This is a genomic window from Streptomyces californicus (assembly GCF_000717645.1).
GTDB classification, from domain to species: domain Bacteria; phylum Actinomycetota; class Actinomycetes; order Streptomycetales; family Streptomycetaceae; genus Streptomyces; species Streptomyces californicus.
The window spans coordinates 175,993-202,437 of sequence record NZ_JNZZ01000009.1; the positions used below are offsets into that span (position 1 = coordinate 175,993).

20 protein-coding genes are annotated in these 26,445 nt (G+C 74.5%); 14 read left to right on the forward strand and 6 right to left on the reverse strand.

The window, feature by feature from the left end:
• Positions 1-110: 110 nt before the first annotated feature.
• Positions 111-1,097: an esterase/lipase family protein gene (locus IF19_RS0114800; protein WP_030112718.1), complete on the reverse strand. Its 987-nt coding sequence runs from the start codon at positions 1,095-1,097 to the stop codon at positions 111-113.
• A gap of 366 nt (positions 1,098-1,463) precedes the next feature.
• Between IF19_RS0114800 and icmB the strand changes: the two genes are divergently transcribed.
• Entirely contained in the window at positions 1,464-1,877 is a 414-nt protein-coding gene (icmB, locus tag IF19_RS0114805) for a coenzyme B12-dependent isobutyryl CoA mutase small subunit (protein ID WP_030112717.1), read from the forward strand.
• Between the two features lie 283 nt (positions 1,878-2,160).
• Here the strand turns inward: icmB and IF19_RS0114810 are convergent, their stop codons facing one another.
• Together IF19_RS0114810 and IF19_RS0114815 are read right to left on the reverse strand one after the other, a co-directional pair.
• Positions 2,161-4,008 (reverse strand): DUF5691 domain-containing protein, encoded by a 1,848-nt coding sequence (locus IF19_RS0114810; RefSeq protein ID WP_234313183.1) that lies wholly within the window; start codon positions 4,006-4,008, stop codon positions 2,161-2,163.
• 163 nt (positions 4,009-4,171) lie between these two features.
• Entirely contained in the window at positions 4,172-5,572 is a 1,401-nt protein-coding gene (locus tag IF19_RS0114815) for an SWIM zinc finger family protein (RefSeq protein WP_030276837.1), read from the reverse strand.
• A gap of 152 nt (positions 5,573-5,724) precedes the next feature.
• Between IF19_RS0114815 and IF19_RS0114820 the strand changes: the two genes are divergently transcribed.
• The 6 genes from IF19_RS0114820 (at position 5,725) to sucD (ending at position 13,756) form a co-directional block, all read left to right on the forward strand.
• Positions 5,725-6,150, forward strand: coding sequence for a hypothetical protein (locus IF19_RS0114820; RefSeq protein ID WP_030112713.1), 426 nt, complete (start codon positions 5,725-5,727; stop codon positions 6,148-6,150).
• 119 nt (positions 6,151-6,269) lie between these two features.
• Positions 6,270-7,475, forward strand: coding sequence for an ATP-binding protein (locus IF19_RS0114825; protein ID WP_030112712.1), 1,206 nt, complete (start codon positions 6,270-6,272; stop codon positions 7,473-7,475).
• Positions 7,472-10,006, forward strand: coding sequence for a DUF5682 family protein (locus IF19_RS0114830; RefSeq protein ID WP_030276839.1), 2,535 nt, complete (start codon positions 7,472-7,474; stop codon positions 10,004-10,006). The genes IF19_RS0114825 and IF19_RS0114830 overlap by 4 nt, the downstream gene beginning before the upstream one ends.
• Positions 10,003-11,394, forward strand: a complete 1,392-nt coding sequence (locus IF19_RS0114835) for a VWA domain-containing protein (protein ID WP_234313182.1) — start codon at positions 10,003-10,005, stop codon at positions 11,392-11,394. Before IF19_RS0114830 ends, IF19_RS0114835 begins: the two co-directional genes overlap by 4 nt.
• Positions 11,395-11,668: 274 nt before the next feature.
• Entirely contained in the window at positions 11,669-12,850 is a 1,182-nt protein-coding gene (gene sucC / locus IF19_RS0114840; RefSeq protein ID WP_030112709.1) for an ADP-forming succinate--CoA ligase subunit beta, read from the forward strand.
• A gap of 21 nt (positions 12,851-12,871) precedes the next feature.
• Positions 12,872-13,756, forward strand: a complete 885-nt coding sequence (gene sucD / locus IF19_RS0114845) for a succinate--CoA ligase subunit alpha (protein ID WP_030112708.1) — start codon at positions 12,872-12,874, stop codon at positions 13,754-13,756.
• 241 nt (positions 13,757-13,997) lie between these two features.
• Here the strand turns inward: sucD and IF19_RS0114850 are convergent, their stop codons facing one another.
• A complete protein-coding gene (locus tag IF19_RS0114850) occupies positions 13,998-15,425 on the reverse strand; it encodes a helix-turn-helix domain-containing protein (protein ID WP_030276843.1) in 1,428 nt (475 codons plus the stop codon).
• 125 nt (positions 15,426-15,550) lie between these two features.
• Here IF19_RS0114850 and IF19_RS0114855 point away from each other — a divergent pair, with 125 nt between their 5' ends.
• Positions 15,551-17,461, forward strand: a complete 1,911-nt coding sequence (locus tag IF19_RS0114855; RefSeq protein WP_078580513.1) for a cell division protein PerM — start codon at positions 15,551-15,553, stop codon at positions 17,459-17,461.
• Here IF19_RS0114855 and IF19_RS0114860 read toward each other — a convergent pair.
• Complete coding sequence (locus IF19_RS0114860; protein WP_030276847.1) at positions 17,451-18,401, reverse strand: hypothetical protein; 951 nt, start codon at positions 18,399-18,401, stop codon at positions 17,451-17,453. The two genes, IF19_RS0114855 and IF19_RS0114860, sit on opposite strands and share 11 nt — an antisense overlap.
• Before the next feature lie 292 nt (positions 18,402-18,693).
• On the opposite strand from IF19_RS0114860, the gene purN reads away from it, so the two are divergent.
• The 3 genes from purN to IF19_RS0114875 all read left to right on the forward strand — a co-directional run bounded on the left by purN (position 18,694) and on the right by IF19_RS0114875 (position 22,621).
• Positions 18,694-19,356: a phosphoribosylglycinamide formyltransferase gene (purN, locus tag IF19_RS0114865; protein ID WP_030112703.1), complete on the forward strand. Its 663-nt coding sequence runs from the start codon at positions 18,694-18,696 to the stop codon at positions 19,354-19,356.
• Positions 19,343-20,896, forward strand: a complete 1,554-nt coding sequence (gene purH, locus IF19_RS0114870; protein ID WP_030112702.1) for a bifunctional phosphoribosylaminoimidazolecarboxamide formyltransferase/IMP cyclohydrolase — start codon at positions 19,343-19,345, stop codon at positions 20,894-20,896. The genes purN and purH overlap by 14 nt, the downstream gene beginning before the upstream one ends.
• A 210-nt stretch (positions 20,897-21,106) precedes the next feature.
• Positions 21,107-22,621 carry a DUF2079 domain-containing protein gene (locus IF19_RS0114875; RefSeq protein ID WP_030112701.1) on the forward strand — a complete coding sequence of 505 codons (1,515 nt, stop codon included), beginning with the start codon at positions 21,107-21,109 and terminating at the stop codon, positions 22,619-22,621.
• A gap of 87 nt (positions 22,622-22,708) precedes the next feature.
• On the opposite strand, the gene IF19_RS0114880 is transcribed toward IF19_RS0114875, so the two are convergent.
• Positions 22,709-23,416, reverse strand: coding sequence for an RDD family protein (locus tag IF19_RS0114880; protein WP_030112700.1), 708 nt, complete (start codon positions 23,414-23,416; stop codon positions 22,709-22,711).
• A gap of 236 nt (positions 23,417-23,652) precedes the next feature.
• Between IF19_RS0114880 and IF19_RS0114885 the strand changes: the two genes are divergently transcribed.
• From IF19_RS0114885 to IF19_RS1000000135415, 3 genes are all read left to right on the forward strand, one after another.
• Positions 23,653-24,534, forward strand: coding sequence for a bifunctional methylenetetrahydrofolate dehydrogenase/methenyltetrahydrofolate cyclohydrolase (locus tag IF19_RS0114885; RefSeq protein WP_030112699.1), 882 nt, complete (start codon positions 23,653-23,655; stop codon positions 24,532-24,534).
• A gap of 4 nt (positions 24,535-24,538) precedes the next feature.
• Positions 24,539-25,213, forward strand: coding sequence for a DUF3017 domain-containing protein (locus IF19_RS0114890; RefSeq protein ID WP_030120830.1), 675 nt, complete (start codon positions 24,539-24,541; stop codon positions 25,211-25,213).
• A gap of 568 nt (positions 25,214-25,781) precedes the next feature.
• Positions 25,782-26,445, forward strand: a 664-nt coding sequence (locus tag IF19_RS1000000135415; protein ID WP_030276849.1) for a helix-turn-helix domain-containing protein, incomplete at its 3' end; no start/stop codon positions are given.

Genomic DNA, 26,445 nt, shown 5'->3' on the forward strand with positions numbered 1-26,445 from the left:
TGAGGACGACAATCTTCGACAGGTTTTACGTGCACAGGAAACGGGCAATCGAGCGTCTTTCGGAGATCGACAGACGCGCTCTTGGCCCTACGTTCGACGGGTGTTCTATTTCAGGCCGCGGATGTCGCACCGGTAACCGGAACGTCGGCCTCACCTGTCTCCGGAGTCTCCAGAACCTCACGGACCGCGGCGGCCACCGCGGGGTGCACCGGCAGGGCGAGGTGCCCGATGCCGGTGACGCGCACGTTCACCGCGTCCAGATCCGGATGGTCGACGCACGCCGTCTCGACGGGCACCATCACCTGGTCCAACTCCGCCCAGAAACTGACGAACCGGGTGCGGCAGCCCGGGGCCGGAAGCCGCAGCTCCTCGATCACGGGGGAACCGCCGCGCATCTGACGCACGATGGGGTGAAGGCCGGCCCCGGGGGCGACGGCGGTGCCGCCGTGCGGCGTGCCGAGCGTGACCAGGGTGCGCACCCGGCGGTCCCCGCCCAGCCGTTGCACGTAGTACCGGGCGATCAGCCCGCCGAGGCTGTGCCCGACGATGTCCACCCGGTCGTGCCCGGTGCGCGCGCGGACGGCCTCCACCTGGCGGCCGAGCAGGGCGGCGGCGGCCCGGATGTCGCGGGTCAGCGGCGAGTAGTTGAGCGAGGCAGTCCGGCGGTGGCCGTGCCGGGTCAGGGCGCGGCGCAGGACGAGGAACACGGAGCGGTTGTCGATGAAGCCGTGCAGCAGGACGACGGGGGGTGCGGCGGCGGGGGCGGTGGGGTCGCCCGTGACCGGGAGGGCGAGGGGACGGGCGGGGGCGTTCTCGGAGCGGTCTGTGCGGGCGGGACTCTCCGGGCGTTCACTGCCCGCACTGCCCGCACTGCCCGCACTGCCCGCACTGCCTGCGCGGCTCTCGGGGTGTTCGGGACTCTCGGGGCGCTCGGGGGTGAGGCCGAGGGGATAGGTGATCAGGTGTCCGGCGAGGACGGCCAGTTCCAGTGCGGTGGCGCCGACCAGAGCGGACGAGAGCCGGGGGCCAGGAAGGCGGGGGAGACGCGGCGGTGAGGGGAGGGGCGGAAGGAACGAGAGAGGTGGGGGGAGCTTCACGACCGGCCTCCTGACGCAGGCGGGCGCGGCGGCCCGTGCGGTGCGCTGGCGGGTGGGCCGGTGCGAGGTCCGCCGCCCGGATGGTGGGGGAAGGGGGGCGGGCGGCGACGGGGCCGTACCACCGTGCCGTGCGGCTGGCGGCGCGGTGGTACGGCGACCTCGTAGCGGCTCCCGGGAGACGGGTCCTGCGCCTGCCCCCGTGCGGCCTGGCGGCCGTGTGACTCGGGGGACGACGCCTGACGAACATGTCCCACGTGTGATTTCCCCCTCCCCGCCTGCCGCGAAACTGCGCCTTGCGAGATGCTGTGGATAACGTTCGTTCACATCCCCGTCCCTTCAGGCGCGGGAGACCAGGTGGAGGCAGTGATGGGTGTGACCGGTCCGATCCGTGTGGTGGTGGCCAAGCCGGGGCTCGACGGCCACGACCGAGGGGCCAAAGTCATCGCGCGGGCGTTGCGGGACGCGGGCATGGAGGTGATCTACACCGGGCTCCACCAGACGCCCGAGCAGATCGTCGACACGGCGATCCAGGAGGACGCCGACGCCATCGGCCTCTCGATCCTCTCCGGGGCGCACAACACCCTGTTCGCCAAGGTGATCGAGTTGCTGAAGGCCCGGGAGGCGGAGGACATCAAGGTCTTCGGCGGCGGGATCATCCCGGAGGACGACATCGCCCCGTTGAAGGAGCTGGGCGTCGCCGAGCTCTTCACCCCGGGTGCGACGACCACCGAGATCGTCGACTGGGTCAACGCCAACGTCCGCCAGGCCGCCCAGACCTGAGCCCATCCCGGTGGCGGGCCCGGAGGTGCGGATGAACGCGCGGCCCCGGGGGCGGGGAGGACCGGACCCGGCCGCCGGGCCACGGGCGGGCGCGCCGGGCCACGGGAGGGCGCGCCGGGCCACGGGCGAGGCGCGCCGGACTGGGCCCGGGGCACACCGGACAGGGCAGGGCGCCGAACGCCGCAGGGGGAACGGCCGGTGCCGGGGACGCGCCCGCGCACACGGGCCGTTCCGCCGCCTCGTCCTCCCGCACCGGTCGCTCTCCCGCTCCGCTCTCCGCCCGTCAGGCCGCCAGCAGTTCCGCCTCCATCGTGGCGCGCAGCCGCAGGGTGGAGACCAGCCGCTGGAACGCCTCCGACCAGTAGCCGCCCGCCCCCGGTGAGGCCCCCTCCTGTTCGTCCTGTGCTGCCGTCAGGACCTCCAGCCGGTCGGCCTCGGCCGGGTCCAGGCAGCGTTCCGCGAGACCCATCACCCCGCTGAAGCTCCACGGGTAGCTGCCGCCGTCCCGCGCGATGTCGAGCGCGTCGACCACGGCCCGCCCGAGCGGCCCGGCCCACGGGACCGTGCAGACCCCGAGCAGCTGGAACGCCTCCGAGAGGCCGTGCGCGGCGATGAACCCGGCGACCCAGGACGCGCGTTCGCCCTCCTCCAGGACGGAGAGGAGCTTCGAGCGCTCGGCGATCGAGGCCGTCCCGGGGCCGCTCGCCGGAGGGGCCGACGGGCGCCCGAGCAGAGCCCGCGACCAATGCGGGTTCCGCTGCCGCACCGCCGCCCGGCACCACGCCGCGTGCAGCTCACCGGCCCATTCGTCGGCCACGGGCAGGGCCACGACCTCCTCGGCGGCCCGCCCGCCGAACCGCTCCTCCCACACGTCGAGCGGCGTCGCCTCCACCAACTGGCCCAGCCACCAGGACCGTTCACCGCGACCGGCGGGCGGGACCGCGGCGACCCCGTCGCGCTGCATGCCCGCGTCGCATTCGTGCGGGGCCTCCACGGCGATGCCCGGGGAGACGCCCGTACGGTCCAGGTGAACGCAGGAAAGGGCGCGGGCGGCCATCCGTCCGGCGAGCGCCGACGCGGGCAGGGCGGAGAGCAGTTCGGCGGCGGTGGCGCGCACGTTGCGGCTGCGGTCGGACAGGGCCTGCTCCAGGAAGGGCTCGTCGGCGTTCCCGAGGCCCGACCGCAGGGAGTCCAGGAACATCAGCCGGTCCTCGGCCCGTTCGGCCGCCCAGGTGGTGGCGAGCAGGGCCGTCCCGGCGGGCGGGTCCTGTGCCCGTACGGCGTCGAGCAGCGCGATCCGCTCGGCGAACAGCCCCTCCTCCCACAGCCGCGCCACCGCGTCCGGGTCCGTGACGTCGGGGCGGAGGGTGCCGCCCGCCGAACCGCGCAGCGCGAACCTCCAGTCGGGGTTGAGGCCGGCCAGCCACAGCCCGCGCGGTCCGGCGAACGCGAGCGCCTGCGGCCGCAGGTCCGTCCGGGCGCGGGCGGCGTCCAGCAGGGGCGGCAGCAGCGAGGCCGGGGCCCGGTAGCCCATCCGGTTGGCGGTGGCCAGCCACTGCGGGATCAGCTCCGTGAGGTCGGGTGCGGCACCGCGCCGGCCGCCGGCCGAGGGCGCGGCCCGGTCGGCGAGCAGGTGGGCGAGCCGGAGCCGGGCGGCTTCGGGGAGCGCGGGGCGCGGGTCCGGCGCGGCCGGCGCGGGCCGGGCCTGCGGCACGGCGGGCCGTAGCCCTGCGCGCTGCCGCACGGTGTGCAGCGCGGCGGCGTCCAGCAGGGCCGCCGGGACGTCGGCCGGCGCGGGTCCGCCGCGCGGGGCGGGAGGGCGGCGGTCGGTGCCGAGGAGCGCCGAGGTGACCAGCTCCTCCCAGGACAGCCCGGCGACAGCGTCGAAGCCGGAGGCGGAGGGGGAGGCGGAGGCGGAGCCAGGGCCGGAGGCGGATCCGGAGACGGAGGGGGAGCCCGGGGCGGAGGCGGATCCGGGACCGGGGCCGCGGTCGGGCGCGGGGCCCGGGCCGGAATGCGCGGATCCGGAGCCGGATCCGGATCCGGATCCGGATCCGGAGCCGGTGGCGATGCTGGTGCCGGTGGCGGTGACATTCGTGAAGGGGGCGGCCGTCGTGGGAGCGGTCGTCATAAGGGCGGTGCGTGCGGGAACGGCCGTCGCGCGGCCGGCCGTTGGGGGGCCCGCCATTGCTGAGCCGGTCGTCGTGGGGCCGGACGTGGTGGGTGTGGTCGTTGCGAGGGCGGTCGTGCGAGGCATCTTTCCCCTCCCGTGGCAGGGACGCGCGGATGTCGGATCAGACCAGGGGGACGACGGACCGGGCGGCGGCGGGCGCGGCCTCCCCTTCCTCCGGATCGCCCGGGTCCCAGGCGGCGTACGGATCGAAGCCGCGGTGGCCGATCTCCCCGAACACCGTGACCGGCCCCCCGCCGGACAGCGCGACGAGCTTCCACAGCCCCGGCCGGGAGAGCGCGGCCGGGGCGATCGGCACCGCGGAGGCGGACCGGGCGTCGGCCAACTGCCAGCCGTCCCCGGCCGGCACGGGTACGACGTCGCGCAGGACGACCGGCCAGGCGTCCAGCCACGGATCGTCCCGCAGGGCGTTCCCGTAGACCGCGGGCGCCTCCGCCGCGGCGATCCCCGGCGGGGGGCCGGCCGGGGGCACCGCTCCGAACTGCTCGCCCAACTCCGCGCGGAGCTGTCCGCCGCCCGGATACGGCGTCAGCTCGGCGTCGATCGCCGTGCCCACCGGCAGCGCCTGCGCCGGGGGCCGGCCCGGCGCGCCGAACGAGAGCAGCAGCGCGGTGCGGTGCGAATCCCGCCCGTACAGCCAGATCCGCCGCGCGACGATCCTCCCGTCCGGGGTGTCGTACTGCGCGAGCACCGACCAGTGGTCCCGGACCGGCGGACCCTCGGCGGACGCGGGCAGCCCCACTCTGGTCCGTACGGTCGCGGCCAGCGGCTCCGGCAGCCGCTCCCGGCCGAGCCACGCCGTGTCCAGCAGGTGGAGCAGACCGCACTCCTCCAGCAGCCGCACCGGCCCGCCGGGCCCGGACCCGGTGATCGCCCCCAACTCCCGCACCCGGGCGGCGAGACCGGGGGCCTGGGCGTCGACCATGCGGGCGGCGGTCTCCTCCCATAGGCCGTAGCCCGCGCGTTCGGTCGTGGCGAGCCCGCCGCGCAGCAGATCGGACAGCCGCTGCTCCAGCTCCCGGACCCCGCCCGTCACCCGCTCGGCGCGGCGCTCCGCCCGCTTCCTGGCGGCGTCCGTGCTCGTCGGCTCCCGCGCGGCCCCGCTCCCCGGTGAGCCGTCCGCGCGTCGGCGCCGGCCCTCGATCCACGCCGCCGCCCAGTCGGCCGGATCCGACCGCCGGAACGCGGCCTCGTCCGCCGCCCGCAGCAGCAACAGGCCCAGGGCGTGCTTGCAGGGGAACTTCCGGCTGGGGCAGGAGCAGTGGTACGCCGGGCCCGTGAGATCGACCACCGTCCGGTACGGCGCGCTTCCGCTCCCCTCGCACCGGCCCCACACCGCTCCCGCGCCGTCCCCGCCCGTGCCGGACCACGGCCCGGCCGTGCCGAGTCTGCCGCCCGCCGTCCGTGATGCCGCGTCAGGAGCCAGTGCCAGCACCTGCTCCACCGACCAGCGCGCCACCGGCGCGGCGGCGGGCGACGTCTCTCCCCCGTGAGATAGCTGCATGTCTCCGACGGTAGGGGTCGGCACTGACAATCGCTCCGACCTGCGAAAGCGCCCGTTCGGTATCAATTTGACTTTGCCTGCTCTTTGCGTTTCTCTGCGGTCTCCGCGTACGGAACGGATCCGTGCCCGGACCGATCCAGGGGGGATCCCAGATGAACCGCACCACCCGTGTCACCCGCGCCCTCGCGGTCTCCGTCCTCGTGCTCGGACTCGGCGCCTGCTCGGCCGAGTCGGTGGACCAGGCGGTCAACAAGGCGGTCGACGAGGCCGTGGACGAGACCTACGAGGTCACGTACGAGGTCACCGGCACGAGCGTCGACGAGATCACGTACCACGGAGGCGGCGGCAAGGCCATGGAGCCCGAGCTGGAGACCGTCGACGCGCCCACTCTGCCGTGGAAGAAGACCGTGAAGCTGCGCGGCATCATGCCGCCCGCCGTCATGCCGCTGGCCTTGGACGCGGGCGGCTCCGACGTCACCTGCACCATCACCTACAAGGGCAAGGTGATCAAGGAGGCGAAGGGTGAGGGCATGCTCTCGGCGGGCGGCTGCGTCGCCGTGTCGCCGATCGCGGGCTGACGCCCCCGGGCGGTAACGCCTCCCGCGCGGACGGGCTCTGACCTGCGGTCAGGGCCCGTTGTCAGTGCCATGGTGCACGGTGGGAACCACATCGGGTCGACCGATCTGGAGGGGGAACCATGACCGTGCCCGCAACCACTCCGACCACCCCGGCCACCCCGGGCGCCGCGACCGCTCCGGCCGCCGCGAACACCCCGCCCGCGCCGGGTGCCGCGACCGGGGCGGCCCGTGCGCCGGGGGCGGGGGCGGAGGCGCTGCGCCCGCACGCCGAGGACGCGTTCGCGGACGAGCTCGCGGCGCTCGCGGCCGCCGACGACCGCCCCCGCCCCGCCCGTTGGCGGCTCTCGCCGTGGGCCGTCGCCACCTATCTGCAGGGCGGGGTGCTGCCGGACGGGACGGTGATCACGCCCAAGTACGTGGGCCCGCGCCGTCTGGTCGAGGTGGCCGTGACCACGCTCGCCACCGACCGGGCGCTGCTCCTGCTCGGCGTCCCGGGCACGGCCAAGACCTGGGTGTCCGAACACCTCGCGGCCGCCGTGAGCGGTGACTCGACCCTGCTCGTGCAGGGCACCGCCGGGACGCCCGAGGAGGCCGTCCGCTACGGGTGGAACTACGCCCAGCTCCTCGCCCACGGCCCCAGCCGCGACGCCCTGGTGCCCAGTCCGCTGATGCGGGCCATGTCCGAGGGCATGACGGCCCGGGTCGAGGAGCTGACCCGCATCCCCGCCGACGTGCAGGACGCGCTCATCACGATCCTGTCCGAGAAGACCCTCCCGGTTCCCGAGCTGGGCCAGGAGGTGCAGGCCGTCCGGGGGTTCAACCTCATCGCCACGGCCAACGACCGGGACCGGGGCGTCAACGAGCTGTCCAGCGCACTGCGCCGCCGGTTCAACACCGTCGTGCTGCCGCTGCCCGCCACCGCGCAGGACGAGGTCGACATCGTGTCCCGGCGCGTCGACCAGATAGGCCGGTCGCTCGACCTCCCGGTCGCCCAGGAGGGGCCGGCCGAGATCCGCCGCGTGGTGACGGTCTTCCGCGAACTGCGCGAGGGGATGACCACCGACGGGCGCACCAAGCTCAAGTCCCCCTCGGGCACGCTCTCCACCGCCGAGGCGATCTCGGTCGTCACCAACGGCCTGGCGCTCGCCGCCCACTTCGGCGACGGCGTGCTGCGCCCCGACGACGTCGCGGCCGGCATCCTCGGCGCGGTCGTCCGGGACCCCGGGACCGACCGGGTGGCCTGGCAGGAGTACCTGGAGACCGTGGTCCGCGAGCGGGACGGCTGGAAGGACTTCTACCGCGCCTGCCGCGAGGTGTCCGCATGACGTCCCCCGCGCCCGCGCGGCCCGCCGCCTCCGCACGGCCCACGGTGCCCGCCGCGTCCGCACGGCCCGCCGCCTCCGCGCCGCCCGCCGGGCCGTGGCTGCTGGGGGTGCGGCACCACGGGCCCGGATCGGCGCGGGCGGTGCTCGCCGCGCTCGCGGCCGCCCGCCCGGCCGCCGTCCTCATCGAGGGACCGCCCGAGGGCGACGCGTTGCTGCCGCTGGCCGCCGATCCGGCGATGCGCCCGCCGGTCGCCCTCCTCGCGCACGCCGTGGACGACCCGGGCCGGGCCTCCTTCTGGCCGATGGCCGCGTTCTCGCCGGAGTGGGTGGCCCTCCGCTGGGCCCTCGACCACGGCGTCCCGGTCCGCTTCATCGACCTGCCCGCCGCGCACTCGCTCGCGATCGAGGCCCCCGCGCCCGGGGCGGGGGAGGCCCCCCGCGCCGAGGAGGGGGAGCCGTCGGGGGAGCGGGCAGAGGACGAGGTCACACCCGCCGTGGACCCGATCCGGGTGCTTGCCGAGACCGCCGGGTACGACGACCCCGAGCGCTGGTGGGAGGACGTCGTCGAACACCGCTCCCCGGGCGGCGGGACCGGGACGGGCGGCACGACCGGGACGGACAGCGGCACCGGGACAGGCGACGGGTCCGGTGCGACCGGGGCAGCCGGCGGGGACGGTGGGACCGGCGCGGGCGACGAGTACGACCCGGGGGCCGCGCTCGCCCCGTTCGCCGCGCTGGCGGAGGCCATGGGCGCGCTCCGCGAGGCGTACGGCGACGGCGACCGGCCCCGGGACGCGGTGCGCGAGGCGTACATGCGGATTCAGCTGCGCACGGTGCGCAAGGAGTTCGGGGACGCCGTCGCCGTGGTCTGCGGGGCCTGGCACGTGCCCGCCCTCGCCGCGCGGACCACCCTCGCCGCCGACCGCGCCCTGCTCAAGGGGCTCCCGAAGGTCAAGGCGGAGCTGACCTGGGTGCCGTGGACCCACCGCCGCCTCGCCCGGCACAGCGGTTACGGCGCCGGGATCGACGCCCCCGGCTGGTACGGGCACCTCTTCGACGTCCCCGACCGGCCGATCGAGCGCTGGATGACCAAGGTCGCCGGGCTGCTCCGCGCCGAGGACCGGTCCGTCTCCACCGCCCATGTCATCGAGGCGGTCCGGCTCGCGGAGACCCTCGCCGCCCTCCGGGGCCGCCCGCTGGCCGGTCTGGGCGAGACGACCGACGCCGTACGGGCCGTCATGTGCGAGGGGTCCGACGTCCCGCTCGCCCTCGTCCAGGACCGGCTGATCGTCGGCGAGAGCCTCGGCGAGGTGCCGGACTCCGCCCCGGCCGTCCCGCTGCAACGGGACCTGACCCGCACCCAGCGGACCCTGAGACTCAAGCCCGAGGCGGCGGAACGCGGGCTCGGCCTCGACCTGCGCAAGGACACCGACGCCGCCCGCAGCCGCCTCCTGCACCGGCTGCGCCTCCTCGACGTGCGCTGGGGGGAGCCGGTCGAGGGGCGCAGCGGCACCGGCACCTTCCGGGAGAGCTGGCGGCTGAGCTGGCAGCCGGAGCTGTCCGTCCGGGTCGCGGAGGCGGGCATGTGGGGCACCACGGTCCTCACCGCCGCCACGGCGAAGGCCGAGTCCCTGGCCCGGGAGGCGGCGGCGCTCGCCGGCATCACCGCCCTCGCCGAGCGCTGTCTCCTGGCCGGCCTGCCCGACGCCCTGCCCGCGGTGATGAGGGCCCTCGCCGACCGGGCCGCGGTCGACGCGGACGTCGGCCACCTCGCGGACGCGCTGCCCGCCCTGGCCCGCGCCCTGCGGTACGGGGACGTGCGCTCCACGGACACGGCTGCGCTCGCCGAGGTCGCCGCCGGACTCGCCGAGCGGATCTGCGTCGGCCTCCCGCCCGCCTGCACCGGCCTCGACGCGGACGGGGCCGAGGCGCTGCGCCGCCAGGTGGAGGCCGTGCACGGCGCGATCGGGCTGCTGGACTCCGGCCCGGCCCGCGCCGAAGGGCTCCGGGACCGCTGGGACGCCGTGCTGCACAAGCTGGCGGCCCGGGACACGGTCGCCGGGGTCATCCGGGGCCGGGCCGCCCGGCTGCTCCTGGACGAGGGGCGGCTGGCGGAGGACGAGGCGGCCCGGCTGATGGGCCTGGCCCTCTCGCCCGGCACCCCGCCCGCCGACGCCGCCGCCTGGATCGAGGGGTTCGCCGGCGGCGCGTCGGGCGGCGGCATGCTGCTGGTCCACGACGAACGGCTGCTCACCCTCGTCGACGCCTGGCTGGCCGGTATCCCCGCCGACCGGTTCACGGACGTGCTGCCGCTGCTGCGCCGCACGTTCTCCGCGTACGAGCCTGCCGTACGGCGCACCCTGGGCGAGCTGGTCCGGCGCGGGCCCGCCGCCGGGGCCGCGCGTGGCGACGCCGGCCGCTCGGTCGGCGGCTTCGGGCCCGGCCTCGACCGGGGCAGGGCGGACGCGGTGGAGCCGGTGCTGCGCCTGCTGCTCGGCCGCCCGCCCGAGCCCGCGGGGGCGGCCGGATGACGACGGACACGGGGGCGCACCCGGCCACGACCGACCCGACGGGGGAGACGATGGACCACCCGACGACCACGAACCAGCCGATGGCCACCAACCACCCGACGGCCACGAGCCACCCGACCACCGCGAACCACCCGATCACCGCACCGGAGGCCCCCGCCCCCGCCCATGCCACCGCGCCCCCGCCCACCCCGGGCGTGCCCGACGACGAGCGGCTGCGGCGGTGGCGGATGGTGCTCGGAGCCGACAGCACCGAAGGCACGGGCTGCACCCCCACCGGCCAGGACGCGGCGATGGACGGTGCGCTGACCGCGCTCTACGGCGGGGACAGCGGCGGCAGAAGGCCCGGTGGCCGGGGTTCCGGCGGACGGGCGGCGGGGCTCGGCGCGTCGGCGCCCGCCGTCGCCCGCTGGCTCGGGGACATCCGGACGTACTTCCCCGCCTCCGTGGTCCAGGTCATGCAGCGCGACGCGATCGACCGGCTCGGCCTCTCCGCCCTGCTCCTGGAGCCGGAGATGCTGGAGGCGGTCGAACCGGACGTCCACCTCGTCGGCACCCTGCTCTCGCTCGGCAAGGCGATGCCCGAGACGACCAAGGAGACCGCGCGCGCCGTCGTCCGCAAGGTCGTCGCGGACCTGGAGAAGCGGCTGGAGAGCCGTACCAGGGCCACCCTGTCCGGGGCCCTCGACCGCTCCGCGCGGACCAGCCGGCCGCGACACCACGACATCGACTGGGACCGCACCGTCCGGGCCAACCTCAAGCACTACCTCACCGTCCCCGGCCGGGACGGCGGGGAGCCCACGGGCACGATCGTGCCGGAACGCCTCATCGGCCACGGCCGCGCCGCCCGGTCCGCGAAGAAGGAGGTCGTCCTCTGCGTCGACCAGTCCGGCTCGATGGCCGCGTCCGTGGTCTACGCCTCGGTCTTCGGCGCGGTGCTCGCCTCCCTGCGCACCCTCTCCACCCGGCTCGTCGTCTTCGACACGGCGGTCGTCGACCTCACGGACCAGCTCGCCGACCCGGTCGACGTCCTGTTCGGCACCCAGCTCGGCGGCGGCACCGACATCAACCGCGCGCTCGCCTACTGCCAGTCCCGGATCACCCGCCCGGCCGACACCGTCGTCGTCCTCATCAGCGATCTCTACGAGGGAGGCATCCGCGACGAGATGCTGAAGCGGGTCGCCGCGATGAAGGCGGCCGGAGTGGAGTTCGTGACGCTGCTGGCCCTGTCGGACGAGGGCGCGCCCGCGTACGACCGCGACCACGCGGCGGCGCTCGGCGCACTCGGCGCGCCCGCCTTCGCCTGTACGCCGGACCTCTTCCCGGACGTCATGGCCGCCGCGATCGAGAAGCGTCCGCTGCCCGTGCCCGACCCGGAGCCCCGGCCCTGAGGGGCGCCCGGCGGCCGTGTGCCGCCGGGCCCGGAGTCGATCTCGGGCCGCCGGCCGCGGGGCCCGCGTCCGGCACCCTCTGTGACCGTTATCACCGCTCAGGCGCTATCCGCGATTTAGGGTCACACGGGGCGCGGGGATAACCTGCCGGATGGACATGCCGCGTATTCGGACACCGTGTGCGCCTTCCTGGTGACAGAGCAGTCACGATGCCCTTCGCGGCACGCCCACGCAGAAGAACGAACCGCGATACCACTAAAAGGGACGGACGCGCGTGGACCTGTTCGAGTACCAGGCGAGGGACCTCTTCGCCAAGCACGGTGTACCGGTGCTGGCCGGTGAAGTCATCGACACGCCTGAGGCAGCCCGCGAGGCGACCGAGAAGCTGGGCGGCAAGTCTGTCGTCAAGGCTCAGGTGAAGGTCGGCGGCCGCGGCAAGGCCGGCGGCGTCAAGCTGGCCGGCGACGCCGACGAGGCGGTCGCCCGGGCGACCGACATCCTCGGCATGGACATCAAGGGCCACACGGTCCACAAGGTGATGATCGCCGAGCTGTCGCCCGAGATCGAGGCGGAGTACTACGTCTCGTACCTCCTGGACCGCACCAACCGCACCTTCCTGGCCATGGCCTCGGTGCAGGGCGGCATGGACATCGAGGAGGTCGCGGAGAAGACCCCCGAGGCCCTCGCGAAGGTCCCGGTCGACTCCAACTCCGGCGTGGACATCGCCAAGGCCCGCGAGATCGTGGCCCAGGCGAAGTTCCCGGCCGACGTGGCCGAGGGCGTCGCCGAGGCCCTGGTGACCCTGTGGGAGACCTTCGTCGCCGAGGACGCGCTCCTCGTCGAGGTCAACCCGCTGGTGAAGACCAAGGACGGCCGCATCCTGGCCCTGGACGGCAAGGTCTCGCTCGACGAGAACGCCGACTTCCGCCAGCCGGACCACGAGGCCCTCGAGGACAAGGACGCAGCCAACCCGCTCGAGGCTGCCGCCAAGGCCAAGAACCTCAACTACGTCAAGCTGGACGGCGAGGTCGGCATCATCGGCAACGGCGCCGGCCTGGTCATGTCGACCCTGGACGTCGTCGCGTACGCCGGTGAGAACCACGGCAACGTGAAGCCCGCCAACTTCCTCGACATCGGTGGCGGCGCCTCCGCCGAGGTCATGGCGAACGGCCTGGAGATCATCCTCGGCGACCCGGACGTCAAGTCCGTCTTCGTCAACGTCTTCGGCGGCATCACCGCCTGTGACGAGGTCGCCAACGGCATCGTGCAGGCGCTCGCGCTCCTGGAGTCCAAGGGCGAGAAGGTCGAGAAGCCGCTGGTCGTGCGTCTCGACGGCAACAACGCGGAGCTGGGTCGCAAGATCCTCTCCGACGCCAACCACCCGCTCGTTCAGCGCGTGGACACCATGGACGGCGCGGCCGACAAGGCCGCCGAGCTCGCCGCGGCTGCGAAGTAAGGGACGAGGGACTCCAACACCATGGCTATCTTCCTCACCAAGGACAGCAAGGTCATCGTCCAGGGGATGACCGGCGCCACGGGCATGAAGCACACCAAGCTCATGCTGGGTGACGGCACCAACATCGTCGGTGGCGTCAACCCGCGCAAGGCCGGTACGTCCGTCGACTTCGACGGCACCGAGGTACCGGTCTTCGGCTCCGTCAAGGAGGCGATGGAGAAGACCGGCGCGAACGTGTCCGTCCTCTTCGTGCCGCCGGCCTTCTCGAAGGCCGCCGTCGTCGAGGCGATCGACGCCGAGATCCCGCTCGCGGTCGTCATCACCGAGGGCATCGCCGTTCACGACTCCGCCGCTTTCTGGGCGTACGCGAACGAGAAGGGCAACAAGACCCGGATCATCGGCCCGAACTGCCCCGGCCTCATCACCCCGGGCCAGTCGAACGCCGGCATCATCCCGGGTGACATCACCAAGCCCGGCCGCATCGGTCTCGTGTCCAAGTCCGGCACGCTGACCTACCAGATGATGTACGAGCTGCGTGACATCGGCTTCTCCTCCGCCGTCGGCATCGGTGGCGACCCGGTCATCGGCACCACGCACATCGACGCCCTCGCGGCGTTCGAGGCGGACCCGGAGACGGACCTCATCGTGATGATCGGCGAGATCGGCGGCGACGCCGAGGAGCGTGCCGCCGACTTCATCAAGGCGAACGTCACCAAGCCGGTCGTCGGCTACGTCGCGGGCTTCACCGCCCCGGAGGGCAAGACCATGGGCCACGCCGGCGCCATCGTCTCCGGCTCCTCGGGCACCGCCCAGGCGAAGAAGGAGGCCCTTGAGGCCGCCGGCGTCAAGGTCGGCAAGACGCCGACCGAGACCGCCAAGCTGGCGCGCGAGATCCTCGGCGCCTGAGCCCCGGCCCGGTCCCCGGGCACGCTCGAACGGCGCGGGCCCGCACCCCTTTTCCTCGGGGGTGCGGGCCCGCGCCGTTGGCGTACGCCGTCGGGTCCGCCCGGTTCGGCTAGAGCCCCGTACCTGCTCGGCGGGGCTCCCGGAACCAGTCCGGCACGACACGGGACCCGGCACCAGTCCGGCACGACGCGTGCCCCGGTACCAGTCCGGCTCGGCGCGGGTCCCGGTGCCGGCCCTCGGCTCAGCGGGTTTCCGGAACCAGCCTCTCCGGGCCGTGCGCCACCTGCTCGCGCAGCGACCGCTGGAGCTTCAGGTCCTGGGCGGTGAGCTGCTGCGGTCCTCCGCGCGGCGGTACGCCCCCGACCCGTTCGGCGGGGGAGATCGGCTGCTCGTAGTGGGTGGGCGCGGTGTGCAGGGTGAGCCCGGTGACGACCATGAGCAGCGCGACGCCCGCGATGGCGGCCCTGGTCCACAGCCGGGCCCGGTTCTCGCCGCCGGTGCGCACGGCCTCGGCGGGGCGCGGTACGGGGACGTTCTCGGCGCGGGCGAGGCCGCCGAGCCGCTCGTGCAGCAGGGCCGACTGCGCGGCGGGCGATGCGGCCTCCGCCACCTCCGGGAACCGCTCCGCGAGGGCGGCGCGGGCGGTCATCAGCCGGCCCGCGGCCGCCGGAGTGCTGGCCTCCGTCTCGGCGGCGGTCTCCGGAAGGTCCAGGCCGACCCCGTCGTACAGGAGCAGGGTGCGCCGGTAGGCCGGGGGCAGGTCGAGCAGCGCGTCGAACAGCGCCCGCCTGCCCGGTTCCGTGGGCGGGGCGTCGGGGTGCCGGTGCGTGCGGCGCATCCGGTGCCAGGGCGACATCGCGAACTCGTACGCGGCGGCCCGCACCCAGCCGGCCGGATCGCGGTCGACGGCCACCTCGGGCCAGCGGTGCCAGGCCAGTTGGAAGGCGCGCTCCACGGATTCGAGGGCCAGGGCGCGGCGGCCGGTCAGCAGGCACGTCTGCCGGACGAGGCCGGGGGCGGTCCGGGCGTACAGCTCGTCGAACGCGTCGGCGGGAGAGAAGTCCGGCTCCTCGGGCGGCGGCGCGGGAAGGCCCCGTTCCGGCTCCGCCCCGGTCTTCACGGACTCGGGCCGCGTCACGGGGTGCGGCGCCGGTTTCACCGCGGCTTTCGTCGACGCCTTCCCGGCCGCCCGTCCCGCCGGTTTCGCGGCCGGACGCGCATCCGCCGAATCCGCGCCGGGCTCCACCTCCGGCTCGGTGGCCACCGCCACCACGGCCGCAGGCTTCACGGCCGCCGGTTTCACCGTCGTTGGTTTCACCGCCGGCTCGACCGCCGGCTCCGTGGCCGTCGGCTCCGTCACGGACTCGACGCCCGCTCCCGCCGTCGGCTCCGTCACGGACTCGACGCCCGGCCCCGGCCCCGCTCCCGGGCTCGCCTCCGGTTCCGCTTCCGGTTTCGTCTCTGCGGCGAGCACCTTCGCGTACAGCGCGCGCTTGCGTCCGCGCGGGCTCGTGCGCCCCGTCTCCCAGGAGCGCACGGTGGCGCGTGTGACCCCCACGGCCGCCGCCACCTGATCCTCGCTCAGGGATTTCGCCTCGCGCAGTCTGCGGCGCTCCTTGGGCGAGGGCAGCGGTTCCGCGGCGGCCTCGTCGGTCGTACTCCGGGTCATGGACGACCCCCGGCCCCATCGCACACGGAGAAAAAGTACATAAACATATATTGAGCGACACAGCGGCTGTTCGCGCGTTACGCGCAGAAAGCGCGTGTCGTTGGCAGCATGGCCGCGTGACCCAAGTGACGCAGCGCGCCCCCCAGGTGACGGCTGATCGGAATCGCGCGCCGGCCCTCGTCTCCGCCTTGCTGCGGGGCGTCGTCGCCGCCGGGCTCGGGCTCGGCGCGCTGGCGGTGCTGGTCGTCGTGGTCTGGATCAGCTCCCCGTATCCCGACAGCGGGCCGGACGGTGCGCTGCGCGCCGCCGCCGGGATCTGGCTGCTCGCGCACGGCGCGGGGCTCGTGCGGCCCGACACCCTGAGCGGTGTCCCGGCCCCCGTGGGCGTGGTGCCGCTGCTGCTCGCGGTGGGCCCGCTCTGGCTGACGCACCGGGCAGCGCGCGACGCGGCGGACCCGGAGGAGGGGGGCCCGGCGCCCTCGCGGACGGGCGCGTTCTGCGCGGTGACCGCCGGCTACCTGCTGGTCGTGGCGGGCGCGGCGGCCTACGCGCGCGGCGGTGCGCTGCGCGCGGACCCGGACACGCTGGCGTTCCCGGTGGCGGTGGTGGTGGCCGGCGCGGCGGCGGCCGGGGTGTGGACGGCGGCCGGACGGCCGCTCGGGCCCCTGCCGTCCTGGTCGCCCCTCGCCCTTCAGGAGGCCGTCGCCCGGACGCTGTTCCGGGACCGGGCCGATGCGGCGTGCCGGTCGGCGGCGGTGGGCGTCGCGGTGCTGCTCGGAGGCGGTGCGCTGCTGGTGGCCGTGGCCCTCGGCCGGAACGCGGCGGTGGCGCAGGACGCGTTCCTCGGGCTCGCGGGGGACTGGGCGGGGCGCATCGCCGTCCTGCTGCTGGCCGTCGCGCTCGTGCCGAACGCCGCGCTGTGGGGAGCGTCCTACGGGCTCGGGCCCGGGTTCGCGCTCGGTGCGGGAGCCACCGCCACCCCGCTGGGCCTCGACGGGGCCCCGGCGTTGCCGCGCTTCCCCCTGCTGGCGGCCGTGCCGGAGCCGGGGCCGGGGAACTGGTCGAACTGGGCGGCCGCGGCGGTCCCTGTGGCGGCCGCGATGGCCGTCGCCTGGTTCACCGTACGCAGGGCCGCCCCGGCCGACGTGCCCCGCGCGCAGGCGTGGAGCTGGCGCGAGACGGCCCGGGTGACTCTGCTCGCCGCGCTGGGGTGCGGCCTGGCGACGGCGGTGCTCGCGGCGTGGGCCGGGGGGCCGCTCGGCACGGGGGAGCTGAGCGCGTTCGGCCCGGTGTGGTGGCTGACCGGACCGGCCGCCTTCGCGTGGACGGCCGTCATCGGCGTACCGGCGGCTCTGCTGCTGCGCCTGTGGCGGCTGCGTACGCCGGGCTGGGCCTGGCGCGGGGACGTCGCCGATGCGCAGGAACCCCCGGCGGCCGACGCGGACGCCGGGGACGGACGGGCCACGTACGAGGAGGCGTTCGAGGACGAGTTCGAGGGGGCGTACGAGGAGGACGCGGGCGGAGCCGCCGGGCGTCCGCGCCGCTGGTGGGCGCCGTGGCGCGGACGGGTCGCGGCGGACGGTGACGGCGGGCCGGGCGGTCCTGCGGACCCGGCCCCCGCCAAGGCGTCCGCCAAGTCCCCGGCCAAGGCCCCCGGGGCGGCCTTCGGCGCGCAGTCCGGAACGGTGGCGGGCTCGGACGGCCCGGGGTTCGAGCCGTACGACTTCCTGCCGACCGACCCGTGGCACGAGAAGGGCGCGAGGGAGGCCCGGTGGGCCTCCCTGCAACGGAGTTCCGGCGGCCTGATGGCCGACTTTCCCGCCGGACCCGCCGGACCCGCTGGCCCCTCCGAACCGGCCGGCCCTTCCGAACCCGCCGGCCTCGCCGGACTCGCCGAACCTGCCGGGACTGCCGGACCCGCCGCTTCCGGTGCGGGCCGTGGTGCCGACGGCGCAGCCGCGAAAGACGCGAAAGCCGTGAAGGACACGACGGACGGGCAGGGCGCGGACGGCGACGGCCCGGCGGCTACTCCTTGACGCCGAAGAACGGTTCCAGCGGCTTCGGCAGCTGGTCGTTGCAGGCCAGCGCGCCGGACTTGGTCAGGGCGTCGTTCACGCAGGTGTAGTAGTCGCGGTAGACGAGCTGCACGGTGAACGTCGTCGCCACGATGAGGAGCGCCAGCAGAGCGGTGACCAGGCCGCTGACGGCCGCCGTGGTCTGCTGGCGACCGGCGACGCTCCGCCCCGGCGCTCCCGCCCCGCCCTCACCGGCCGAAGCGGAAGCCGCAGCCGAAGCGGAGGCCGGGGCTGAGGCGGACGCGGAACCGGATCCGGACGCGGCCCCCGGCGTGCCCGTGCCGTCGCCCCCGGAGGCGTCCTTCGCCGGGGCGCGGAGCGCGCTGATCGCCCAGTACGTCGCGAGCGAGCCGAGCAGCAGGGCGATCTCCGGGAAGTCGAAGAGCGCGAAGAAGAAGGCCCACATACCGCCGAGCACCGCGTAGCGGGCGCGCCGCTGCGCGGGGTCCCGGGGGTCCCAGCGCAGGCCGCCGGGCCCGCCGCGGTCGTTGCCGTTCTTGCCGCCCGGCCCGCCGGACCCGTTGCCGCCGGGCCGGCCGCCGAAACCGCCGCCGCCCCGGCCGGGCTGCCGGTCGCTCCACTGGCTGCCCCACGCCGGGCGGTCGGCCGAGGAGCCGGAGCCGTTCCCGTTCTCGTCGGAGCCCTCGGTTCCGTGCCGGCCGCCCTGACCGCCCGACGCGTGGGGGCGGCGCGGCCGCCACGGCTGGTCGGGCCGGTCCGCGGGCGGCGGCGCGAACGGGTTGTCGTCCTGCGAGCCTCCACCGGTGGGCGAGCCGGAGGACCCGGACGAGCCGGAGGACCCGGACGGCTCCTGCGAGGAGGACGAGCGCTCCCGCGTCAGCGGGGCGGGCCGCTCGGGCCGGGGAAGGCGGAAGTCGGTGCGACGGCGTCGGTCCGGCATGTGGTGAACGTCTTCCCCATCTCGTCATGTGCGCCCGTGGGACGGGTCCGTCCGCGTGCGGGACGGTTCGTCCGCCCGGTGGACGGTTCGCTGTCCCCTGACGCTACCTCCCGGTCACGCCCCCGTCCCGTGGGGGCCGTCGGGTGTGCCGGTATCGTTGCTGACGGTCGGCCCGTTCGTAGGGTTCCCCGTATCGGGCGAAGCGATTCTCTCGTACGACCCTACAAAGAGCGTCTCCGCACCGTCGCCACCTGCGTCATCGCGCGGTCATCACCTGAGAAAGGGCCCCGACGTGGCCTCCCCGCCCTCCCCGTCCCCCGTCGCTCCTCCCGCCCGGCTGGTCGTGCTGGTCTCCGGCTCCGGTACGAATCTCCAGGCGCTCCTCGACGCCATCGGCGACGATCCGGCGTACGGGGCGGAGATCGTCGCGGTCGGCGCGGACCGCGACGGGACCGGCGGCGTGGAGCGCGCCGAGCGGGCCGGGATCCCCACGTTCGTGTGCAAGGTCAAGGACCACGCGACGCGCGGGGCGTGGGACGAGGCGCTCGCCGCGCTGGTCGCCGAGCACCGTCCGGATCTCGTGGTGTCGGCGGGCTTCATGAAGATCGTGGGCCCGGCGTTCCTCGCCGCCTTCGGCGGGCGGACCGTCAACACCCACCCCGCCCTGCTGCCCAGCTTCCCCGGCGCCCACGGGGTGCGCGACGCGCTCGCGTACGGCGTCAAGGTCACGGGCTGCACCGTCCACTTCGTCGACGACGGCGTCGACACCGGTCCGATCATCGCGCAGGGCGTGGTCGAGGTGACCGAGGAGGACACCCCGGAGGGCGAAGCGGCCCTCCATGAACGCATCAAGGAAGTCGAGCGCTCGCTGCTCGTCGAGGCCGTGGGGCGGATCGCCCGTGACGGCCATCGCATTGAGGGACGAAAGGTTCATCTCGGTCATGTCGGTGAATAAGCCCATCCGCCGCGCCCTGGTCAGCGTCTACGACAAGACGGGGCTCGAAGACCTCGCCCGCGGTCTGCACGAGGCGGGCGTCGAACTCGTCTCCACCGGCTCCACCGCCGGGAAGATCGCCGCCGCCGGGGTCCCGGTCACCAAGGTCGAGGAGCTGACCGGCTTCCCGGAGTGCCTGGACGGCCGGGTCAAGACCCTGCACCCCCGCGTGCACGCCGGCATCCTCGCCGACCTGCGCCTGGACGCCCACCGCGAGCAGCTCGCCGAGCTGGGCGTCGAGCCCTTCGACCTGGTCGTGGTGAACCTCTACCCGTTCAAGGCGACCGTCGCCTCGGGCGCCTCCGACGACGAGTGCGTCGAGCAGATCGACATCGGCGGCCCCTCGATGGTCCGCGCCGCCGCCAAGAACCACCCCTCCGTCGCCGTCGTCACCAGCCCCGAGCGGTACGCGGACGTCCTCGCGGCCGTCAAGGCGGGCGGCTTCGACCTGACCGCCCGCAAGCGGCTCGCCGCCGAGGCGTTCCAGCACACCGCCGCCTACGACGTGGCCGTCGCCTCCTGGTTCGCGGACGACTACGCGGCCGCCGACGACTCGGGCCTCCCGGAGTTCCTGGGCGACACCTTCGCCCGCAAGAACGTCCTGCGCTACGGCGAGAACCCGCACCAGCCCGCCGCGCTCTACACCTCCGGCGACGGCGGCCTCGCCGAGGCCGAGCAGCTGCACGGCAAGGAGATGTCCTACAACAACTACACGGACACCGACGCCGCCCGCCGCGCCGCGTACGACCACGCCGAGCCGTGCGTCGCGATCATCAAGCACGCCAACCCGTGCGGCATCGCGATCGGCGCCGACGTCGCCGAGGCGCACCGCAAGGCCCACGCCTGCGACCCGCTCTCCGCGTTCGGCGGCGTCATCGCCGTCAACCGCCCGGTCACCGTCGAGCTGGCCGAGCAGGTCGCGGAGATCTTCACCGAGGTCATCGTCGCCCCGGCCTACGAGGACGGCGCCGTCGAGGTGCTGGCCCGCAAGAAGAACATCCGCGTGCTGCGCGCCCCCGAGGCCCCCGCCGCCGCGTTCGAGGTCAAGCCGATCGACGGCGGCGCGCTGCTCCAGGTCGCCGACCGCCTCCAGGCCGACGGCGACGACCCGGCCGGCTGGACGCTCGCCACCGGTGAGGCGCTCTCCGAGGACCAGCTGCGCGAGCTGGCCTTCGCGTGGAAGGCCTGCCGCGCGGTCAAGTCCAACGCGATCCTGCTCGCCAAGGACGGCGCGTCGGTCGGCGTCGGCATGGGCCAGGTCAACCGGGTCGACTCCGCGAAGCTCGCCGTCGAGCGGGCGGGCGAGGAGCGGGCCGCCGGCTCGTACGCCGCGTCCGACGCGTTCTTCCCGTTCCCCGACGGCCTGGAGATCCTCACGGCCGCCGGGATCAAGGCCGTCGTCCAGCCCGGCGGATCGGTCCGCGACGAGCTGGTGATCGAGGCCGCGCAGAAGGCCGGCGTGACGATGTACTTCACGGGCACGCGCCACTTCTTCCACTGATCGCTCCACGAGGACGGCGGCCGCACCCACTCCGGGTGCGGCCGCCGTCCTCGTGCGTCGTTGTGCGTCCTCGTGCGTCGTGGTGCGTCGTACGGAAGAGGCTCGCCGCTCTGTTCTAATGACACGGCGTTCTCACGGCACGGCACAGCACCCTCCTGACCGGACCCTTCGAGAACACGGCCGCAGCGATCCCCGGCGGGAGCAGTCACCGTGCTTGAGCTGAACAAGAGTGGAACGGACCGATCGGAGCCGGGGCGCCTGCCCGCCCAGGACCCGGGCCCGGACGCCCGCCCGGCGGACGGCTCCCCGGCCGCGGGGGAGGCCGCCCCCGCCCGCGTCCCGTGGCGCCCGTACCTCATCGCCGCCACGGTCCTCTGCGCGCTCTACTTCCTCTACGGGTACTTCCAGTGGGCCCGCTTCGGCTCGCCCTCCTGGGACCTCGGGATCTTCGAGCAGGAGGTCCGGGCGTACGCCGGGTTCGACGCCCCGGTCGTGAACATCAAGGGCCCCGGCTATCTGATCCTCGGCGACCACTTCTCCCCGATCGTGGCGCTGCTGGCCCCGCTGTACTGGGTCTGGCCGTCCGCCGCCGCCCTCCTCTTCGCCCAGGCCGCGCTGTTCGCCCTCGGCGCCGCCGTCGTCGGCCGTACCGCACAGCAGGTCCTCGGCGGCCGTTCCGGCCTCTGCGTCACCGTCGCGTACGGGCTCTCCTGGGGCATCCAGGAGGCGGTCAAGGCCGACTTCCACGAGATCGCCTTCGCCGTTCCGCTGCTCGCCCTGGTCTGCCGGGCGCTGCTCCTGGAGCGGTACACGGCCGCCCTGCTCTGGTCGCTCCCGCTCGTCCTGGTCAAGGAGGACCTCGGCGCGACCGTCGCGGTCGTCGGCTTCCTGCTCTTCGTGTACGGCCGCCGGCTCCAGGGCGCGCTGCTCGCCGCGTTCGGGGTCGCCGCGTTCGTGGTCACGCTCATGGTGCTCATCCCGGCGGCCAGCAGCGCCGGAACGTACGACTACTGGCAGAAGATCGACAAGAACGGCGAGCAGGACGTCTCGATGCTGGACTCCGTCCTCGGCGTCCTCAACTCCTCGGTCAAGATCGAGATGCTGGTCTTCCTGCTCGGCATCACCGGTTTCCTGGCGCTGCGTTCACCGCTGACGCTGCTGATCGTCCCCACCCTCGGCTGGCGGCTGCTCTCGCAGGACAGCAACCACTGGGGCATGGTCTGGCACTACAGCGCGATCCTCATGCCGGTGCTCTTCCTCGCGCTGGTCGACGGCGTCCGCCGCAGCCGCGGTTCGCACCGCCCCTGGCTCGCCTCGTACGCCAAGGTCGCCGTCCCCGTCGCGGCCGCGATCGCCGTCGCGATGACCCAGCACCTGCCGCTGCGCGATCTGTTGCGCCCGGAGACCTACCGCACCGACGACGTCCGCAGCCAGACGGCGCGGGCGGCGCTCGACGCCATCCCGCCGGGATCGCGGGTCGAGACGGACATCACGCTGATGGCCCACCTCACCTCCGACCGCACCGTCTACTGGGTCGGCGGAGCGCCCGGCACCGCGCCCGACATCGTCGCCATCAACCTCGACTTCGGCTGGTCGCGCCCGATCGAGGACCCGGTGGCGTACGCCGAGCAGCTGCACCCCGAGGCGCGCTACCGGCTCAAGCACCGGGCCGGCAGCTTCGTGGTGATGGAGCGGACGACGCCGGCGCCGGACCGGTTCCGCTGACGCGGCCGCCCGGCACAGCACGAGGGGCCGGATTCCTCCGGCCCCTCGTGGTCGTGCGGACGCGCACCGTCGCCCCGCGGTTACCTCTTACTTCTTGATGACCAGCGTGCCGGCGGCGCGGTCGTGCCAGCCCTGGAGCTTGCCGGAGTTGTCGAAGAACGGCGACAGGTAGACCAGGATGGCCCCGATGTAGCAGAGGAAGGCGCCGACGATCGGGATGATGTAGCGGATGAAGCTGCCGCCGATGCCCGGAAGGCCGCCGCTGTTCTCCTTGACGACGCGCAGGCCGAGGGCGAGCTTGCCGACGGTGGCGCCGAGGAACGAGACCATCAGCCACTCGTAGAGCAGCGTGAAGACGGCGATGACGGCGATCCAGGTGAACATCACGGCGACGAGACTGGCGCCGGCGTCGTTCACGCAGTCGTTGTACTCGGGGGAGTAGGGCGAGTACGAGTCGCAGTCCTGCGCGATCCCGACGGCTCCGGCCAGCCCGACCGCCATCAGGATGCTCAGGATGATGCTCATGACCACGCCGTCGATGGCGCGAGCGCCGAGGCGGCGGCCCATCGAGGCGATCTGGACGGTGCCCAGGGCCGGGATGTTGATGTAGCCGTTGTTGGCCTGGAGGGTGCCGGGCTGCTGCCCGCCCGCCTGGGGGTAGCCGTACCCCTGCTGCGGCACCCCTCCGGGAGCCTGCGGGTAGCCGTAACCGGGCTGCTGCGGCGGCTGGCCGGGCTGCTGCGGGGGCTGGCCGGGCTGCTGGGCGTACGGGTTATTGGGGTCGCCGAAACTCATGCGGGGTCTTCCTCCAACGATGCGCGGGGACGTCGTGCCGCCCTGCGGGCACACGGAGGAAAGAGGTGTCAGCGATCCGCCCCCCGTTACTCCCTGCGGCACTGCGGACATCATGCTTATAAACGTGAAGTAAGTTTGTCCAGTCCAGCCCGTGAGCGTTGTGCAAGTGCAATGTGGGGCGGGTGGTGCGCGGCGGCAATTGGTAAGCGGGCGGGGTCATCCGCGAGGATGGGCCCATGACTGCCCAGATTCTCGACGGCAAGGCCACCGCTGCCGCGATCAAGTCCGACCTGACCGTCCGTGTGGCGGCCCTCAAGGACCGGGGTATCACTCCCGGCCTCGGCACCCTGCTCGTCGGGGACGACCCGGGCAGCCGGTGGTACGTCAACGGCAAGCACCGCGACTGCGCGGAGGTCGGCATCGGCTCCATCCAGCGCGAACTCCCCGACACCGCCACCCAGGAGGAGATCGAGGACGTCGTCCGGGAGCTGAACGCCAACCCGGAGTGCACCGGCTACATCGTCCAGCTGCCGCTGCCGAAGGGCATCGACACCAACCGGGTCCTGGAGCTGATGGACCCGGCGAAGGACGCCGACGGGCTGCACCCGATGAGCCTCGGCCGTCTCGTCCTCAACGAGACCGGTCCGCTGCCCTGCACCCCGCAGGGCGTCGTCCAACTGCTGCGCGCGCACGGTGTGGAGATCGCCGGGGCGCACGTCGTGGTCGTCGGACGCGGCGTCACCATCGGCCGGTCCATCCCGCTGCTGCTGACCCGCAAGTCGGAGAACGCCACGGTGACCCAGTGCCACACCGGCACCCGGGACCTCTCCGCCCATCTGCGGCAGGCCGACATCATCGTCGCCGCCGCCGGGGTCCAGCACCTGATCAAGCCGGAGGACGTGAAGCCGGGCGCGGCCGTGCTCGACGTCGGCGTCAGCCGCGACGAGAACGGCAAGATCGTCGGGGACGTGCACCCTGGGGTCCGCGAGGTGGCCGCCTGGGTCGCCCCGAACCCCGGGGGCGTCGGCCCGATGACCCGCGCCCAGCTGCTGGTCAACGTGGTCGAGGCGGCCGAGCGCGCCGCCGCCGAGGCCGCCGACGCCGCCACCGCGGGCTGACCCCATGGGTGCTGGTACGAGTCCGGCCGACCCCGCCCCGGCGGGCCGGGCGGCGGACGGGCCGGACGGGGCTGCCGAGCCGTCCGCCGCGCGGCCCGGGGGCGGGTCGGCCGGGCGGGGCGACGGCGATTCCGCCGAGCGGCCTGCGGACGACTCCGCTTCCGCCTCCGCCGAGCAGGGCGGCGGTGAGCCCGCCGAGCGGTCCGCAGGCGCTTCCGCCTCCGACCCCGGTTCCGCCTCCGCCGCCTCCGCCGAGCAGGGGGGTGCGGCCCGCGGCCGAACCAGGTCGCGGCGGTTCCCCCGGTTCACCCGGGACACCGCCCGGCCCGAGGGCGGCGGCCGGGCGGCGTCCGGCGACGCGCCCGCCCCGGCCCGGCAGTGGCCACTGCTCACCGTGCTCTGCGCGGCGGGCCTCGGGCTGCTGATCGTGGCGCTGGACCCGTTCGCGGAGGCGTTCCGCACCGGGACCATCCTCATCGGCTGCGCGCTGATCACCGGCGCCGTACTGCGGTGGGCGGTGCCCTCGGTCGGGATGCTGGCGGTACGGTCCCGCTTCACCGACCTGGTCACGTACGGGCTGATGGGCACGTTGATCGTGCTGCTCGCACTGGTCGCGCAGCCCCGGCCGTGGCTCGACGTCCCGATCCTGGAGGACGCGGTCCGCTTCACGATCCGCTAGGAGGGCGTCCGGCGGCCGGTCGTCGGGCCGGGGGCGTGAGGCTCCGCCCGTGGTGTCCGTCCCTACCCCCGAGAAGGGACGGACACCACGGCGGAAACGGGGCGACCGGGGAAGAAGCCCCGATATGCGCCGAGATGGGCTGTCTTGCCCCGTCCCGCATCCAGCGTCATGGACATGAGGGACCGGAACAAGCGATCACTGTGGCCTGTGGCACGGAAGTGACCATTCCGGCACGGTGTGATCGTCGCGCAACGATGGCAGACTGGCACGGCGCAGAGCCACGGCGCACGGCCACGGCGCACAGAGCGGTACGGAGCAGCGGTGCGGCTGCCGGGCGGTGACCGGCGCGGTGTTCGAGGCGCGGGGGACGCGCTCCCCGATCCGTGTGCTTCCGTGCGCCCCCTTGTCAGGAGCGGACGTCCGGCTCGACGCACGCTCGGGGGCGGCCCGCCGCCGGGCCCGGACGGCCCTGCGGCGGACGGGCCGGGGAGCACGGGCCGGAGGCCGGCCACGGCGCGGTACAAGCAAGCACACCCCGGGGGACACGAAGGGGGAAGGGAAGAAGACCATGTCTCGTTGGAACGCTCTGCCCGAAGAACTCGATCCGCAGATCAGGGAGTTCGCCGGCCGACTGCGCGGACTCGTCGGCCGGAGCGGGCTGACCCCCGACGCCTTGGCCGCCCGCACGGGGTGCGGCACGGCATCCTGGGAGCAGTACCTCGACGGGCGGCAACTCCCCCCGCGCGAGGCCGTCGTGGCCCTCGCCGAGGTGACGGGCGTCCCGCCGCACCACCTCGCGTCCGTGTGGGAGCAGGCCGAGCGGGCCTGGAACCGGGCGGAGACGGGCCACGGCGGGACGACGGACACCCTTCGCATCAGGCGGATACCGGGTGCGCTCGAACACCACGGCGCGGCGGGCCCCGGCGCCTTCGCGGCCGGCCCGCCCGGCGGCCCCGCCACCGCGAGCCCCGCCACCATGAGCCCCGGGCACGACGTGCCCCGCCAGCGCGGCGCCGAGACGGAGGCCCGCCCACCCCAGCCGGACGCGCCCAGCACCTCGTATTCGCCGCACCCGGACGCCTCCTGGGCCCCCCAAGCGCCGGAAACGTACGCGCCCCACACCTCGCACGCGCCGGAGCCGGACGCCTCCTGGCCGCCCCATTCGCCGCAGTCCCACGCCCCCTGGACCCCCCACTCGCCGCAGCCCCACGCCCCCGGCGCCTCCCCCTCAC